A 17277-nucleotide genomic window follows, 5' to 3' on the forward strand; every position below is an offset into this window, starting at 1 on the left:
TCTTTCTAATTTAAATCATCACAATACAGGTTGACCGATTGAAAATCACTATGCTATTTTAAAAACTAACTTTGTGTAAAAGAACTCATAATGAACAATCGTAGTATAGAAATCAGCGTTGCACAGACTGTAGATTTATCTACAAGCACGCCTTTTCTCTGCGATTTAGTTGCCCTTCAAAATAGCCTTTCTTTAGTGGTGATTCTTCTCTTTCCTTCCTTTCCCTAGGGCGGTTTCTTTCGTTTATCCGCGCCTCTCTAGGGAGAGGCGGTTCCCGCGGATAAATGAAATTTAACTTAACTAGCGGAGAATATTATGCAAGATAAATTTGAGGCGCATAGCGCTGAGACTCAACCTAAAGAAAAGAAAAATGGACTAAGTGTTTTCCGAAGTATATTGGCTGGAAGTGTCACCGGTGCCTTTGAAGTACTCGTTGATCATCCCCTATGGTCAATAAAAACCAGGTTGCAAAATGACGCGCCTTTTACTCTCAATCCACGCATACTGTACAAAGGTATCTTACCCAATGCTGCCAGCATGATCCCCATAACTGCGGTACAAGTAGGATTGAATAGCTTTTTCCAAAAGTGGTTTTTCGATAGTCGCTATGCATTATCGAATAGCCAACAAATGGCGAGCGCTTTTGCTGCTGGGGTTGGTTCTGCCTTGATAAGCTGCCCAACAGAAATGGTAATGACACATCAAAGAGCTAGTTTCCTTTCCACAGGCCGCTATTTGTTCCAACAAGGTGGTATGCCTCGTCTATACACAGGAATGATGGCAACCATGCTGCGCGAAGGAATGTTTTCGACATTTTTTCTAGCAGTGACGCCCTTGTTGAAAGACAACTTTAGGCAATATTGCCCCAATGACTATGCCGCATCCCTACTAGCAGGAATGCTTGCTGGAATCGGAGCAACTCTTGCCTCTCAAGGATTTGATGTAGTCAAATCAAAACAACAATCCTACGCCACGGCCAATCCTGCTGGTTTTTTTAAAACGACTCAGACCCTCTATGCAAGTCATGGAGCTTATGGTTTTTTTAAAGGCTCCCTTCCTAGAGGCTTGCGAGTAATGTCTGCAGTAACACTCATGAGTTGGATGAATGAGAAAATGGCAGAGATACTCGCGCAAAATAGGGTCGAGGAAGCTGATTCGCCGTCAGAGATGACGCGCAGGCCTGGTTGATTCTTGGCTTTGAATGGCTGGGTTGAAAAGCCCATAGCCATCAAGCCAAGGATTTTTGCTCATTTAATACGCAATTACTTCCATCTAGACATGTTCCGTTCGGGCTGAGGAAGCGCACAGCGCTGTCTCGAAGCTTTGCTTAGAGCCTTTGAGACATGGCTTGCGCCACTCCTCAGGCCGAACGGGTCCTTCAAAAGACGGGTCTGAGCTAGATTTTTCTCTTAGCCTGACGGCTATAAGCTGACAAGCTCAGCATTTTCGCCAATCCATTGTATTCAATTACAGCGAACTGCTATATTGTTCCTTTGAACGAGACAAAATAAGCAATCCCTAACGATTCAAATTAGTTAAGCCATAGGTAGAACATTATGCTATACAAGAAAATTATCCTCGCTGTTGATGGGAGTAATACCTCCAATTACGCGCTCCAAGAAGCAATTAAATTAGCCGAAGATCAAAAAGCTGTTCTCTTAGTTATCCATGTGGTTGAAGAAAATTTTGGATTTCATGGCGGAGCTGGTTTTGATTACTCGCCACTGATCGAGCTATATAAAAGAGAAGGACAGAAAATTTTAGACCAGGCTAAGGAAAGAATAAGCAGCCAATCGTCTATTAAGTTTGAGACCAAGCTCGTTCAACTCAATAGTTTTCAGGGTAGAGTTGCGGAAGTCATTATCGAAGAAACCAAACAAAGTGCTGCTGATTTGCTTGTTATTGGAACCCATGGACGCCGAGGCTTTAATCATCTGATTTTAGGGAGTGTCGCTGAACTTGCGATCAGAATAGCGACAACCCCAGTATTACTGATTAGACATTCAGCTAACTCATAACTCATTTAAATGAAGCGCTGCAAACACTTTCATCGCCTCAGCGATGTACTTGGCCAAATCGGGATGATAATGCTCATAGAAGGCTCGAAAATCTGGATGCTCCAAATACATTTGTCCAAGTCCTAAATAGCTTTCCTTAGTGGGCGTCCAGAAATTATTAACCCAATCAAAATGCTGTTGGATAAGCTTCTGGACCTTAGCTGAATCTACTTTTTCCCCCTGTTGGAGTGCCTCCATCAAAGCTAAGTGCAGTTTGTCCCCTGCATCATTAAACTTCTCCCAATCCGCTTTTTTCCAATGAGCAACACGTTGCCAACTGTCATCAATCTGTTGTTGTGAAAGAAGTCCGGTATCCAACATATATTGTTCATGCTCTTGTTGTTTAATAGGGTCAAAACCCTCAAACATTTCTTCAGTCCGCATTTTATATTGTCCTCTTAAATGTGAAATGGTTTTATCAATCGTTTGAATGAGCTTTTCTGTCCGCTCAACATTCGATTTCAACGAGGATTTTTGCTGTTCTAATGATTTTATTTTATCGAAGTCATCACTATTCAAAATCCGCTCAATGGTATTAAGAGGAAACTCGAGTTCACGAAAAAACAAGATTTGCTGCAGCAAAAGCAATTGCTCTTCTTTGTAATAACGGTATTGGTTATCACCATAAAATGCAGGCTTCAATAAGCCAATCTCATCATAAAAACGCAAAGTACGAGTGCTCACACCTGAAAGCTTCGCCAACTGTTTAATCGTGTATCTCATGTTGCATTCCTCTTAATAACAAGATGGAGAATAAAGGTTAACGCTGCGGCAAGGTCAAGCCTGATCTTTTAAATTGCATCCGCTGGTATGTAGTGATACAGTGGCCGCGCTTTTTGCTTAAGGTTTTCGGAATTGGCTAATATCTAATATAAGGTGTCAACAATGAGAATTATCAACAAATCATTATTCGTAGTACTGTCTTCTCTATCAGTGATGGCCTCAGCGGCAACAACAACTAACTCCAGCCCCTATCTCTATGAGAAGTTATATAGGCTAGCAGAAAAAATGTATTACACCGAGTATTCACTAAACGCAGAACAACAAAGAATAGTGGATGCCCTAGCAACTCAAATTGATACGGTCATATCCTTACCCAATGACATCACTTGTGGAACTATCAATGACGTATTTAAAGAAGCCTATAGATGGTCTTATAGTTATGAAGGCTTAAATGAACTATCCTCCGAAGCAGAAAAATTTGCGACTCAGATCACTGCAAAATTTTGCCCTGCAGCTTATTTAGGCGTGTATAAAGCCGCCTATAAATTCGCTTATACAGGCGAAGGCATGAATAAACTCAAATCTGAAGCCAAGAGACTTGCTACTACAATTAGTGATTTTGAAGCGTCAACTTATTACTCTAAAAATACCTTACAGTGTTATGTTGATAATTACACCTTTGCCTATTCGCGTGACGGTATGAATAAAACCAGATCTGAAGCGGAAAAATATGCTAATAAGCTGTGCTTAGGACAATAGCAAAAAATGTAGCCCGGATGCAGCGAAGCGAAATTCGGGAGCAGAGATCCGACTTCCTGGATTTCGCTTCGCTGCATCCAGGCTACGGTGTTGTTCAGAGTAAGCAACAATATCTGCACTTAATTGCTACACACAGATCATTTTTCACTTAGACCAGACCTGTTAAATATGTTACAGTGTGCTCCCTTTTTATTTTAATATTGAGCTACTTATGTCTCAGGATAAACAATGTTATCTAGTATTAACCTCTAACAATGAGCTCTATGATGAAGATGGGGATGTTTCTATTGATAAGATGGAGCAAGCCGCTTCTAACAGAACCTATGAAGTAAAAGAGTATCAAGCCGATGAAAATGAGCAAACTGTCATAGCAGGTTATAGAAACTCTAAACTCTCAAATTTCTTCCCTCATGCTGCTTTAGTTAATCTCAAAAAACAATCATCAGCACCTGAATCATCTAAATACACTGTATCTTCTTATCGATTTTTTAATGCGGATCAAGACCCTGCAACGGCAGCGAAAATACCAGAACCTTCCAAGACGAATGGTCTAGGCCAAACATATAATCCCTGAAATAACTCGAATTCCCGCGGCCTGCCCCATAGGTATCTACATAAGTGTCTAAAAGCCTTACAGCTAAGGGTTTTAGGCAGGGGCAGTGATCCAACCCACAAAGCTCAATTGATGATTATTTTTATCACGTCATAAAATTCACTGCTCCCGGATTTCGCTTCGTCCCATCCAGGCTACGGACTTTTAAACATTTATGTAGATTTCTATTTTTTGTCCTGTACAAAGGAATAACTTATTGCTCTGCCATCTTGCTTAGCCCATTAATTTTGGTTGTTCGTCCCCTAGTACCTTTTCATCATCCTCCTGAAATTCTTTTTGGATAGTTGTAAGCCGATTTTTATGGTTTTCAGTCAGGCAGCTCACAGCACTTAAATGGCCAATAGCCTCTGGAATCTTCCCTTTTTCCAAATCTCTTGCAGATTGAAAAAAATGATATCTATCACACAAGCGATTATATTTTCCGGATAATCCATTCGGCGTTTTATTTTCCATAATCGATTGCGCCTCTCTAATTAGATTAGCTGTTACACTAGGCTGAATAAATTTTCTCTGAGCAGCAAGGGAACCTTTAGCTATTGCAGTCAGAGCATCTCTATCTTGTACTTTTTTAAGAAAACCGGGCTGGCTCAGCATTGCCTCTCTAACATCCTGGATAAAACCATCTCGCTTATGTTGAATGGCCAAGTTTCTTAACTTTGTAACCCCTTTTACTTCAACTGGTTTTGTATGTTTAGCCTCAGCGCTTGCTAAGTTTTCTCCTTTTTTATTGACTTCCTGTTGGTACAAGGTTTCTGGCAATGAAGCAAAGGATTCCTTGGATTGGGTTCCTCTATAGACGAAGGCAAATTCCGGAGGAATGTTGCTTGCGTTAAAAAAACGTTCATGCTTGGAACCTGAGGGTATTTTAAAAGGCGTGTTGTTTTCACGCATTTCTTGTTCACGATTCTCCAGGATAGTGAAGGAATCGAGATTGCTCAGGTGAAATAAAATATCTAATGCAAATCTTGAGCAGCTAGCTCCGTCATATTGAATACCTTGCTTTTTAGTCTCATCGGAGGGTAAAGAACCATCTCGCAAGAAATAGAATTTTGACTTGTTGGGATCAGAGTTTGGGTATTTTTCTACTAATTTATCAAAGATCTCTTTTGCGCCTAATGAGGTTGGATCTGCTACGGCATCAATGTTTATACATTTAACGCCCTCTTGAGAAACCTCGATATCCATTGCTGTCCAGTGAACATTGGAGGTTTTAACCACAAGTTGAACACGAATTGGTTTTGAACTATTCATGGCTTGCTGATGTATGGCATCAACAAAGGTATTAACATTTTCCATGTTAAATCTTTCTTCGCGAAAACGAGGCTGTATCTCTAAGGAATACATTTGCAAATCCTGACCCCTCTGTGCTCTTTTTTCTACTTTTTCAGCAATAACGGCATCAACAGCTAGAGATGACCAAATGTCGTCTTGAAGACTGTTCAATACATCTTGTTCTGTGTTCATAATAAAACCCCGTATAAGCCTCAATTTCTAAGTTAATTTTATGTTGAGCACATTATGGGGCTATGAAACTTGGATAAGTTTTAGGCATACCCTATTCCTTTTTGGAATAGATGTGCATAAAATTACCTTAACAGAGCATTAGTCAGAGATAATTAGATCACGATTAAGTGAGAACATTTTTTATGAAAAATGACCCGCAGTTGGATAAAAAGAAAATTAAACGCACAGAAAAACCCAATGTTATCTTTTGCTTAGAGCAATTGGTCAACGACTTTCCTGGCTGTATTTATTGGAAGAACATTGACGGGATTTATCTAGGCTGTAGCCAATATTACGTATTAATTGCTGGTCTTACTAAACCCGAAGAGATTATTGGCAAAAATGACAAAGCGATCTGGGGTGAAAAATACGCTAAAACTATCGAAATCAATGACCAAAAAGTATTAGAAACTGGAAAATCTCTTACCTTTTATGAAAGGGTAATCATAAAGGGTGAGGAAAAATATTTCGCCACAATAAAAAAACCACTTAAAGATAATCAAGGCAAAGTCATCGGCATCATCGCTAATTCAATCGATGTGACTGAATTAGACGATGCTCAACAAAAGGCCATCATGTTGCCTGCCCTAGGTTCAAAATCTAAAAAAGAACAGGAACAAAGCTCTACGAATCAACAAGAAACTGTGCGAATTTTAATCGTTGAAGATAATATGGTTGCCGCAAGAGCCGTGCAAGCTGCTATCAAGCGCCTCTATAGTCATTGTATTTGTGATAGAGCAGAAACAGGTCAACAAGCAGTTAAAATGGCCGGCGAGTATCTCTATGACTTCATCTTGATGGATATAGGCCTTTCAGATATAGACGGTATTGCAGCAACAAAACAAATTCGCGCCTTGGCGCAAACCAAAAATGCCCAGGTTCCTATTATTGCATTGACGGGACATGCCAATGACTTTGACAAGAGAACAGAAGCACTTGCTGTTGGCATGCAAGACGTTTATGCCAAACCACTCAATGCCGAGACACTAGAATCCCTGATAGTGAATTATGTCCTTAAAGGGAAAAAAAATCAGAGCGATGATAATGGAGAGCTATTCACAAAACCAAATACCCACGATGTCAGACCTATCATCGATTGGGCTCAATGCCTTAAACAATTTAGCGGCGATGAAGATTGTGTTCGCGAGTTATTAGCAGCTCTTGCTATCGACCTTACTATGTCGCAAGAGCGGCTGATTAAAGCCTACGAAGCCCATAATGAAGAGTCTTTAAGAACGGAATTACATAGGGTTCGTGGCGGTGTAATCTGTCTGAGCCTACCTCAACTGACACAAGCACTCGCTGACTTTCATGAGGCAGTCAAAGCAAAACCGCAACTTGCAGAGCATTTAGAAAAAACCTTTAATGATTTATTAGATGCGATTAATAGCTTTTGGATAACCTTGGATTGAACATGCGTAATAGCCCCGTGCTCCTAGTAATAGGTCAGCCCCGCCCCTAACATAGCCCGTCATCCAGAGCGCAGCGAAGGATCTTCGAGATTAGCACTGCGCCTCATTCAGGAGATCCTTCGCTACGCTCTGGATGACGGAATGTAAGGGATGCTTACCCATTAACATTAATTGGGTTTGAATACCATCCAATATAAATTTATTAAAGGTAAGACGGTTGCAATGATGCCAAATATCATCCAAAACTTTTCCAGTCTCCAGTACTCGTCAGAAACCGTTTGAGTAGTTTTAAATTGTTTGGCAATTTGGTGTAACTTAATTTGTAAGGGTACCAGGATTAACACCCAAATAATCCCGGAAGCAATAAAGAGCCCTAGTCCCCAGGCTATCCATTTGATGTGCAAGAAATTAGCATATTGCTTCGCCATTAAAATTCCCGTAACGGCTAGTATCAACGCGCCAATGGCAGTAAAGAAAATATCCGTGTAGGTTACCAATTTTTGTGAGAAAGCAATAACTCGCCAATCCTTTGAATAATCTGCAAATGTTTTCCAAAACGCTGTAACAATAATGTTGCCTAAAAACAAAATAACGCCAAAAACATGAAACATTTTTAACATCAAGTAAGATTGCATTACTCACTTCTCCCATTTAATGGATCCTGCCGGTAAAAACTTATCAACAACTCATAAACTTCGGGATAATATTGCTTAATTAACCCAGGTTCTTCAAAGAAATACTCAGAGAAAACAGCAAAAAACTCGCCTGGAGATGCAGCTGCATAACTGTTAATAGGAAGAGGGGTTCCTTCTTGTAAATGCCTTTCAAAATCGGCATAGGCTCGATTAAATACTTCAGCCCATTGATGCGCAGACATTTCCTTATGAAGTGGCGGAAAACCATTTGCTCTTCCATTTAGCATATCTAATTTGTGGGCAAACTCATGAATAATTACATTGCCACTACTATTTTCCCTATGCCGAGAGTTATCCCAGGAGAGAATAACTGGCCCACGCTGCCATGACTCACCACTGAGATGTACTCTGCCTTGATGAACGACTCCGCACTCATCAACTTCGGTACTTTGCCTTGAAAATTCACCGGGATAGAGAATGATCGATATCCAGCCCTCATACCAATCAAGTCCAAGATTCAAAATCGGGAGACAAGCTTGCAAAGCAATCTCTGCTCGCATCCGGTTGGTTATTTCTAGCTCACCAACACTCTCTAAAACTTTATAGTGAAGCAATAAAATAGCTAGGCGTTTTAACTTTGCTCGTTCCTGCATTGTTAAATATCGAAATAAGCGGAGATCTTGAAAGACGTCCTGCCATTCAGCATCATTTATGGGGGAACGCCTAACAATACGCTCAGCCCACCATGCCTTTATCCATCGAAACATTAGCTTTGCGATGCTCCAATTAACTTTTCTGCACCCCCTTCGGGTACCTCTCCTCTCAGGGGAGAAGGTGCCCGCGGGGCGGATGAGGGAAATCTGGAATCGGTCTCTTTATCAAGCAATATATTTTTTAAATTTCTGCATCAGTACCTCATCAGGCTTTGTAAATACATAATGCTCGGGCGAAGGCACTTGAGTCACATAAAATTTATCAAGCGCATCAAGATACTTCGTCGCATCAATACCCACTTTGGAGCTCAAGGTATGCTTTATAGCGCTAGGATCGAGTTTTGAACCGAGTGCGCGTTGAATAACAACCAAGTCTCTATCTGCTTGAAAACGTGTCGCTACAGCCCATTCTACCTGAGTAGGATCATCGATATTAATATCGTCATCGACCACTATTACCTGTTTTATGTCGTAGTGGCATCCGAATGCGCAAGCAATGACATTCTTAGCCTCCCCGGGATTGCTCTTCTTCATCTTAATTATTAGGTGATAACGCCCTAAGCCACCCGGAGTTAATCTGAGATCCAGAACATTCGGGAAACTTAAACGAATCCTTTCTAAGAAAGAAGCTTCTCTAGGAACCCCTCCCAACACAATATTTTCTAAACCAGAAGGATGATTCGTTTCATAAATAGGATTTCGCCGATGAGTAATACACTTAATCTGCACGACTGGGAGCATTGAACAACCCGTATAATATTTGGGAAACTCACCAAAAGGCCCTTCTAAAGCCCGCAATCCAGGTAAAATTTCGCCCTCTATTGCTATTTCAGCTTCTGCAGGGATAAAAATATCATTAGTATAAGACTTAACTACTTCTAAAGGCTGACCTCTTAGTGCACCAGCAATTTCAAGCTCAGATTGATCTCTCGGAGCCATGAGTTGCGAAGATAATTTAGTGATGGGATCGTGGCCGATCGTTATAGTAATAGGTAAGGGAACCCCCTCTTTGTCTGCGTCCTGATAATAAGCATGAAGATCGCGAGGCAGCATAAGAATACCCAGCTTGTCAGGCAGATGAACTTGCATACGATTAATCGAGGTGTTTTGTTTTCCGGTTTTTAAATTTAAGCCATGCACTAAACCTGAGGTAATAAAGGGAGCAGCATCCTTCTCATGATGAGTCACCACGGGCAGTAGTTTCAACAGATCAATATTTTTATCAATGATAACTTCATGCACAGGAGCTGATTCCTGGTTCACAACCTTCCAGGGTAAGGGATGATGTAAAGCTCTTAATATAGACTCCAGCATGTCTTCTTCTTTGACATTCATGATTTCGGCGATCCAGCTACGCTGGCCTAAAGCGCCTCCTACTACGGGTATGCTGTATCCTTTAGGTTCAGGAAAAAAGCAGGCTTTCTTTCCTTCAAATTGTTCAATCCAAGTCATAACTTCAAATCTGGGATCAACTCCAGTTTTAGATACCATTAAGCGTTCAGTATCTGAGAGATGATCAAGCCAATCTCGTAAATTTCTCATCAGCTAATCCCTTATCAATAATGCAGACAGTCAAGAAAATTTAAGTCGCGTTGCGGATCAAACGAATCATCTGTTTTTGTATTATCAGAACTTATTTTCATTTTTTTTGGATTTAACGCAAAAAATAATCCGTAATCAGCTTTTTCCCCAACAATAATTTCATAATCACTTAGAACAAGGCCATGTTGAGCTAAAAATTTTTCGGGCTCACTAAGTAATAATTTTTTTATATTTTCATCGCTCTTTGCCTGAGCTACTAAGGCTGAAATTGCTTCTGCAAATGAGGGTGATTGGATATCTACCATGCTATTCTCCAAATTCTTCGCTCAGTTTTTTATTATCCTCAGACCAACGCTTAACAATATCGACTTCAATATCAAATAAATCGAGGACACGACCCACACTGTGATTAACAAGTTCATCAATAGTCTTCGGTCTATTGTAAAAAGCAGGCACAGGAGGAGCGATGATAGCCCCCATCTCCGTCGCGCGTTTCATATTTTCAATATGGGTTAAGTGCAAGGGACTTTCACGAACCATTAACACCAGGCGTCGGCGTTCTTTTAAAATAACATCTGCTGATCGAGTCAATAAATTCGACGTAGTACCGCAGGCAATCTCAGCAAGGGAGCGCATCGAACAAGGTGCAATAATCATTCCGCAAGTCACATAAGAACCACTTGAAATACAAGCAGCAATATCATGAATTGGGTAATGCTTGTCAGCCAGAGCATAAAGTTCGGAGGCTTTGAGTTTAGATTCATAAACACGCGTTTGATGTGCAGCTTTAGAAACAATAAGATGAGTTTCGTATTCAGTTTTTGCTAGCAATTCAAGTAGACGTATTCCGTAAATAATTCCGGAAGCTCCGGTTATGCCTATGATGATACGTTTTTTCTTCATAACTATTTGTGATCGCCTTCCTATTTATAACCATACAGATGCCAATTTGCCAAAATTTTATTTCTTAGATCCTCCGGCCAATTAGACTCAAATTTTGCAGGTGCTGGTATTTCTTCCTGGGTCCAATTATCAGGCCTCAGGCAATTGTAAATCGTTTTAGTGCACTTCAGTTCTTCCTTTTCCTCTTTGGATAAAAAAGTTACCAATGGCATTGGCAAGCTTTCATTTGGAAAAATGAGTTGATTATCCGGATTACACCTTGTGGCAAAGGCCCAGACTACGTCATTGATATTAGAGGGATCAATATCATCTGCGATAACTAGGGTTTTAGCCATCCAAATCCCAGGTTTGGTCTTAAAGATAACTTCTTTTATTTGCTCAATAATATCAGCACTTTTATAAGTTCCAGCCTTTTTCTGTTGCCAGATATAATTACGATCAATAGTAATTACCAACCAGTGAACAGCACTTTCAAAAGGAATAAAACAACTAGTAACAGGAACCTTCGCATCTTTTAAATCCGAATAAATTTTAGCAGCTATTCCTAAGGCCCACACAGTATGGTTTTCCTCTATAGGATAACCACCAACGACAACCGGTAGAATTGCATTATTTCGATAACTCATGGCGCTGATATTTAAAACGGGATTTTTGTTTTTTCCAGCTAGACAGATACTACCGGAAAACTCGCCCATTGGCCCCTCGGTAACTAACTCATCGAGAGAAAAACTGCCTTCAATAACAATTTCAGCATTAGCAGGAACTTCCAAATCTACTGTTTCGCATTTGACTAATTCCAGAGGTTTTTTTAAATAACCGCCGATGACATCTCGCTCATTAACTCTTTCAGGAATTCCCATGCCAGAAACGAAGGGAATAATCGGCGCACCACCTTGGAATAAAGCAAAGGGCATTGGCTTTCCAATAGCAGTCCACATATCTCTTATCTTATTGGTGTCTTGGCCAGGTACTACATTAGCGACTAAGCGATTTTTCTCGCCGAAATACATAACCCGAGCAATCGCCCAATTTATCCAGGAACCATCTGGCGTAGCACAAACTATAGTACCTAGTGTGCTAATGTAAGGACCACCATCGTTAAGGTTGAGCTGTGGTGTAGGTATGACACTCAGATCCACTGCTTCATCAATCAAAATATTTTCTTTACATGGGCCGCTTGGAACAGTGATCGGAGGTATTTGCTTGCATTTTGGCAAGTCTGCTAAAACCTTGATAATCTCCTGAGCACTAGTTTGCGGTTCTAAACCTAAAGAAACGGCAACCCGCGACATTAACATTTTAGGCTTATTAGAAGCTGCAACAGGAGCTCCTAAAATGCGGATGCCATGCTTGTTGTCTTTTATGTTGTTGAATAAAGGGGCAGGAGCTCGCAAATCATAAGATCGTCTAATGATTCCGCCAATTTCTAAATAGGGGTCTACTTCGACATCAATTTCTTGAATTTCATTTAGCGCCTTTAAAGCAGAAATATAATCCCTTAAATCATCTAAATGATTCATACTTTTATTCCTTTCAATACACTAAACGATGAGAACATTCATGCTACTTCTATCGCATTTTAGAAGCAAGTACTATTGCTATGATGCCTTATCTCATAAACTCCTTTAAGATCGAAAGCCAATGTAATATCTTTATTCTGTTGTTGATATATCGATTTTTTAATAAGGAATTGAATAGAAATGAGAGTTCTCCTGTTGTCTTTTCTACTAGTTTTTCAATTACAGTCTGCTCTTGGCAAAACTAGTGTTCTTGAAGAAAAACCTGTTGGCTATCATGAAGCTGATTTTATAATTCCGCTGCATCAATTCAAGAACGGTCAAACACTCAAGAATCTTCGCCTACACTATATTACTCTCGGTACCCCTCAAAAAAATGATAAGGGCGAAATTACAAATGCCGTGCTATTTTTACATTGGACTGGGGGTAGTGGCAGTGAAATGTTTAACCATTTTGATAAGGCGTTATTAGCTTCGGGTAAGCCCTTTGATGCAAATAAATATTTTCTGATTTTCCCTGATGATATTGGCCAGGGCCAATCAAGCAAACCCAGCGATGGACTTCGCATGACATTCCCGCATTATGGCTATCATGATATGGTTGAATTGCAACATGAATTAGTTGTTAAAGAATTAAAAATTTCTCACTTAAAAATGATAGTTGGAACCTCAATGGGGGGAATGCATACCTGGTTGTGGAGTGAGCTCTATCCTGAATTCATGGATGGCATCATGCCTATTGTCTGTCTTCCTCTGGCTATTGATGGACGCAATTTATTATGGCGACAAATCGTTGTTAACAGCATTGAAAATGATCCCTCCTGGAATAAAGGAAATTATGATATACCGCCCTATAGCCTACAGGCCATTTGGCCCCTAATGGCTATGATGGTTGATGGCGTACCCCATATGCAACGCACCATCACTAATCTCAAAGATGCAAACAGTTACATTCTTAACGCCAAACTTGCAAGTATGAATTATGATGCTAATGACATTATTTACGTCATGTCTGCCTCTCAGGACTATAACCCTGAAGCCTTATTACCTACTATCAAAGCCAAGGTCTTTGCCCTCGATTTCACAGACGATGCGATAGATTCACCAGAATTTCATCGCATGCCTGATTTAATCAAACGGGTAAAATATGGAAAATGGATTATGCAAAAAGGAACCCCCTTTTCTTATGGCCATTTCACCCTGCTCCATCCCGAGCTCTGGGTTGATCAAGCGGGGCGTTTCGTACAATGGGTAGATTCGCCGAGTATTAAATCGCCATAAATTGCCGTGATTTTGAGCTCGTTGTATGGGGAAAATCTAGAGAATAACGAAGGAATAACTCAGTAATCCCCTTTGGTTTTATCTCGCTCAGCAATAGCATTAGATCCCCTCTCCCTCTCGCCAAAGGGGCGAGGGAATAAATGTGAGATCTCATCATAGAAGCAACCTAAGCAATGCCTCTAAAAACCATTTAATTTTTCATTAATATTTCGCAAGTATAATGCAGCCTGTTTTATTTAAACGCATATATAAATGTCATTTTCTACAGATAAGTTACTTAGGCTAGCTGATAAATTAGGTATTAATTTTGGTGTTGGTCCCTGTATTGGTTTTGATACTGTTTTAGCTATTGCTTATCTGGGTGAAATATCTGATCAGTTGTTTAACCTGCTGGATTTTATTGGTAACCATACAGATATGGAAGCTCTGGCGCATGAAATTGAGGCTGCAAAATTAAAGGTTGGTCTTTTAGGCTTTTCTAAAAGAGATAAACAGCTACTAGCAACTTATCAGCTTCTTGTCTCTATAGCAGCGATCTGTGAAGATCAGTATCAAAACTCTACGATTCTTTTGCAAACATATGCCTCCAAGCAATTGATTTTTAGTGGTCTATTAAAAGAGAAACTATTAAGAAGTGCCGAAGAAGTTTTCATTTTAGAGAAAAACGAAATTACAGAGTTGTTTGAATTACTCTCCCCCTATTTCGCAACCTACCCCTCTATTTGTCTCGGTATTGAATCGCCTGATCATGATGTTTTCCTCAGTTATAGTAGAAAAGAAAAACTTTGGCAGTTATCAGATATTAATGATTTTGATGGCGAATCAGAAGAGGGTGAATATTTTTACAGCTATGACAACGAATCGCTTGCTGACGCATTGGCGGACTGTTTTAACGATGACGAAATTTGTCTAATGAAAATCAAGCTTTTCTATAGGGCTGATATTGATTCGCGACTGATAAACCGATTAACAGCCACTCTGACAGAATATGCAGCCATTAATAGTAGACGAGCTCAAATGGCAAACAGCGATGGTTTAGGCTTGCTTCATCTCGAAGCGCAAAGAGGAAATCTCAAAAGAGTCACTCAGTTATTGGAATTAAAAACTAATCCTGATCAACTGTCTAAGACCAATAATATAGGGCCAATTTTTGTGGCTTGCGAAAATGGGCATTTGCATGTAGTTCAAAAATTATTAGCAACAACAATGATAAACATCAATCAACTAGCAAAGAATGGTAATAGTTTATTAATTGCAGCCTGTTCTACCAAACAATGGCCTATCGTGGACTATTTACTGAGCTATACCAATATTGATGTTAACCTGCAAAATAGTTTAGGCCTTAGCGCCCTTCATTTTGCTGTACTATCACAAAACAAAAAAATTTGTCAGCGCTTAATACAGAAAGGGGCAAATATACATGCTTTTTCTGCAAATTTTGGCACACCATTAAAGTTCGCTGAGTTATTAGAGAATAAAGCGCTGCTAGCCACCGCCCCATGCACTAATGAACATGCTACACACTCCCCCTCCGGGAGGGTCACCCAGGATGATCCTGCGGATTTATATCCTTATAGAATCGATTAGCTTTTTGCAAGGCAGAGATAAGTTCCTCCTTTTTTGGTTCATAACTTATAAATTGATTGGTATTGAAGTCGCTGCGCTCAAAATTGTCGGAAGGAAAAATCTGAGTAATTACATTAGAATAAAGATAAGCATAATTATAATTAGCGCTCACTATAAGAGGATCGCGACTTTGAGCATCAAAGAGGCTTAGGCCATTACTATATCCTTCTGGGGATGATTCACACGAAAAGGCCTCCTTTAATAGCGTTGGAACAAGGTCATAATGTGTTGTTCGATATGAAAATTGTTGTCTAGCCTTGCCTGGCCAATGAATAATGAGTGGCGTTTGTAGTTGAAACTTAGTGAAATTGCTTGCATGTCCCCAATAATTATTATGGTTATCGTTGAACTCCTCCCCATGATCTCCTGTGATGATAATAATTGAATCATCGTATAAATTAGCTTTTTTTATACCATCCAATATTCGACCAATTTGCTGATCTATAAAATGAACGCTGTTGCGATAGCGATTTTGCAGAGGGGTGGACTCATAATCTTTATGAAGCAGAAAGCGAGTGCATTCTTTAACTACAGGTTGAAAGGGACCGTGAGCATAAAATTTGTCACAAAATTGATGAGCTGAATCATAAAAAATAAAGGAGAAAATGGGCTTGGATTTGTCACGAGTTTCTAAAAATGAGAGGAATTTATCTGTAATTTTCTTATCACGTTCAGAGGTCGAAGTACCTGCTGTATTAGTTTCTAAGTTAGGGATAGAACGAAAAATAGTCGATGCAAAATCTGGAACTGTTAGATTAGCACTCGCATATATCCCAAATTGATAACCTAAGCTAAGCAAATGATTAATTAAAACAGGACTTTTCTTTTGCTCTAGAACTGAGGTCCAATACATTCCAGGAAGACTGTAAAACAGAGAAAAAACACCAGGCTGAGTCGCATTACCGCCACTCAAATGATTGGTAAAGGCAAGGTTTTCAGCCATAAGCGCAGAAATATTAGGAGTCATTTTCTCACCTAGTGCCTCGAATCTCCAGGTATCAATTAGCACAATAATAATATTGGGCAGTCTTTGCGGTTTATCACAATTTTGGGGATAGGTCGGATAATTTAAGGGATGCGATGAGAATTGCGGCTGCATTGACAATTGGCTGTAAGCATAAAACCGCATCTGTGTTTTTGTCTTGAAGAAAATATGACGAAAAATTTCGGGGTAAAAAGGAAAAGCAACTATTGCTCTGCGTAATAGGTACTTATCGTAAAGCGAAGCAGAACTGAAAGAAACTATGATCAAATTCATTGAAAGAAAAAGGAAATAATAAACAAATTTGCTAAAGTCAAATTTACTTTTGTACCACAATAGATAAGCAAGCAATATTTCGAATAGTAAAATACCGCTAACAATTGAATAAAAATATTGCCACTCACTTTTTGAAAAATAAAATATTTGATTGTTATATTGGCTAAATAGCATCTTAAATAAGAAGCCATTTAAATGAAATCGATAAATTTTGAATACATATAAATCAATTAATAAGAATAAAATAAACCCGCCCATTGTCAGGAGGCTTAATGAAATACCTAGCCAGTTTTTCTTAGTTAGTTTAAAAGCAAGAAAAGAGGGAATTAAAAAGGCTAGGGTCAACAGTGAAAAATAGCTTATAGCTGTGATTGTTAAAAAAAGTAGAAAAAGCACCTGATAAAAAAAGCTTGCCTGTACGATACCGTCATTTTCAAATACATAAAGTTGTAACGATAAACTACTATCAAGATATCTAAACGCTAAGATATAAATCACTATCAAATTAATGATAAAAAAATGAAAAAACCATTTAGTGAATTTTTCTCGACTTAGATTAATCTTCAAAGCAGATATCTTCTATAAAATTATTAGTTTAGTGGATTTAAGTGAAAATTTGTATCGGTTTTCTTGCAATAGGTCACCCAATGGCGTCAACTTAAGTATTTTTATGCCGCATCTCCCCCTCTCTCTAACTCTCTCCCCAAGGGGAGAGAGGACATATCGTCTTCGAAC

At 39.4% G+C, this 17277-nt stretch carries 17 protein-coding genes; 8 read left to right on the top strand and 9 right to left on the bottom strand.

Annotated elements, in window-relative coordinates:
- The first annotated feature begins 90 nt into the window (after positions 1-90).
- The 3 genes from BN1094_RS19855 (at position 91) to BN1094_RS09910 (ending at position 2018) form a co-directional block, all read left to right on the top strand.
- The gene (locus BN1094_RS19855; protein WP_176695292.1) at positions 91-228 is read left to right on the top strand and encodes a hypothetical protein; all 138 of its coding nucleotides are present in this window, start codon (positions 91-93) and stop codon (positions 226-228) included.
- 87 nt (positions 229-315) lie between these two features.
- Positions 316-1188 (top strand): MC/SLC25 family protein, encoded by an 873-nt coding sequence (locus tag BN1094_RS09905; RefSeq protein WP_043874245.1) that lies wholly within the window; start codon positions 316-318, stop codon positions 1186-1188.
- Between the two features lie 368 nt (positions 1189-1556).
- Positions 1557-2018, top strand: coding sequence for a universal stress protein (locus BN1094_RS09910; RefSeq protein ID WP_043874246.1), 462 nt, complete (start codon positions 1557-1559; stop codon positions 2016-2018).
- On the opposite strand, the gene BN1094_RS09915 is transcribed toward BN1094_RS09910, so the two are convergent.
- A complete protein-coding gene (locus tag BN1094_RS09915) occupies positions 2013-2780 on the bottom strand; it encodes a MerR family transcriptional regulator (RefSeq protein WP_043874247.1) in 768 nt (255 codons plus the stop codon). The two genes, BN1094_RS09910 and BN1094_RS09915, sit on opposite strands and share 6 nt — an antisense overlap.
- A gap of 162 nt (positions 2781-2942) precedes the next feature.
- Between BN1094_RS09915 and BN1094_RS09920 the strand changes: the two genes are divergently transcribed.
- Positions 2943-3539, top strand: coding sequence for a hypothetical protein (locus BN1094_RS09920; RefSeq protein ID WP_043874248.1), 597 nt, complete (start codon positions 2943-2945; stop codon positions 3537-3539).
- Positions 3540-3750: 211 nt separating this feature from the next.
- Entirely contained in the window at positions 3751-4113 is a 363-nt protein-coding gene (locus BN1094_RS09925) for a hypothetical protein (RefSeq protein ID WP_043874249.1), read from the top strand.
- A 252-nt stretch (positions 4114-4365) separates the two neighbouring features.
- Here BN1094_RS09925 and BN1094_RS09930 read toward each other — a convergent pair whose 3' ends face one another.
- A complete protein-coding gene (locus tag BN1094_RS09930; protein ID WP_043874250.1) occupies positions 4366-5616 on the bottom strand; it encodes a YopJ family acetyltransferase in 1251 nt (416 codons plus the stop codon).
- A gap of 182 nt (positions 5617-5798) precedes the next feature.
- Between BN1094_RS09930 and BN1094_RS18855 the strand changes: the two genes are divergently transcribed.
- On the top strand, positions 5799-7067 hold the full coding sequence (locus BN1094_RS18855) for a response regulator (protein ID WP_052403236.1): 1269 nt from the start codon (positions 5799-5801) through the stop codon (positions 7065-7067).
- Between the two features lie 167 nt (positions 7068-7234).
- On the opposite strand, the gene BN1094_RS09940 is transcribed toward BN1094_RS18855, so the two are convergent.
- The 6 genes from BN1094_RS09940 to BN1094_RS09965 all read right to left on the bottom strand — a co-directional run bounded on the left by BN1094_RS09940 (position 7235) and on the right by BN1094_RS09965 (position 12380).
- The gene (locus tag BN1094_RS09940; protein ID WP_043874251.1) at positions 7235-7702 is read right to left on the bottom strand and encodes a DUF2269 family protein; all 468 of its coding nucleotides are present in this window, start codon (positions 7700-7702) and stop codon (positions 7235-7237) included.
- Complete coding sequence (locus tag BN1094_RS09945) at positions 7702-8469, bottom strand: M90 family metallopeptidase (RefSeq protein WP_043874252.1); 768 nt, start codon at positions 8467-8469, stop codon at positions 7702-7704. Before BN1094_RS09945 ends, BN1094_RS09940 begins: the two co-directional genes overlap by 1 nt.
- 111 nt (positions 8470-8580) lie before the next feature.
- On the bottom strand, positions 8581-9957 hold the full coding sequence (locus tag BN1094_RS09950) for a UbiD family decarboxylase (RefSeq protein WP_043874253.1): 1377 nt from the start codon (positions 9955-9957) through the stop codon (positions 8581-8583).
- A 14-nt stretch (positions 9958-9971) separates the two neighbouring features.
- Positions 9972-10262, bottom strand: coding sequence for a hypothetical protein (locus BN1094_RS09955; RefSeq protein ID WP_052403237.1), 291 nt, complete (start codon positions 10260-10262; stop codon positions 9972-9974).
- 1 nt (position 10263) lies between these two features.
- Entirely contained in the window at positions 10264-10860 is a 597-nt protein-coding gene (locus BN1094_RS09960; protein WP_043874254.1) for a UbiX family flavin prenyltransferase, read from the bottom strand.
- A gap of 20 nt (positions 10861-10880) precedes the next feature.
- The gene (locus tag BN1094_RS09965; protein ID WP_043874255.1) at positions 10881-12380 is read right to left on the bottom strand and encodes a UbiD family decarboxylase; all 1500 of its coding nucleotides are present in this window, start codon (positions 12378-12380) and stop codon (positions 10881-10883) included.
- A 180-nt stretch (positions 12381-12560) separates the two neighbouring features.
- On the opposite strand from BN1094_RS09965, the gene BN1094_RS09970 reads away from it, so the two are divergent.
- A complete protein-coding gene (locus BN1094_RS09970; protein WP_099909006.1) occupies positions 12561-13658 on the top strand; it encodes an alpha/beta fold hydrolase in 1098 nt (365 codons plus the stop codon).
- Between the two features lie 252 nt (positions 13659-13910).
- On the top strand, positions 13911-15245 hold the full coding sequence (locus BN1094_RS09975) for an ankyrin repeat domain-containing protein (RefSeq protein WP_043874257.1): 1335 nt from the start codon (positions 13911-13913) through the stop codon (positions 15243-15245).
- Here BN1094_RS09975 and BN1094_RS09980 read toward each other — a convergent pair.
- Entirely contained in the window at positions 15199-17109 is a 1911-nt protein-coding gene (locus BN1094_RS09980) for a sulfatase-like hydrolase/transferase (RefSeq protein ID WP_043874258.1), read from the bottom strand. The two genes, BN1094_RS09975 and BN1094_RS09980, sit on opposite strands and share 47 nt — an antisense overlap.
- Positions 17110-17277: the final 168 nt, after the last annotated feature.

The sequence above is a fragment of the Legionella massiliensis genome (assembly GCF_000756815.1).
Taxonomy (GTDB): Bacteria; Pseudomonadota; Gammaproteobacteria; order Legionellales; family Legionellaceae; genus Tatlockia; species Tatlockia massiliensis.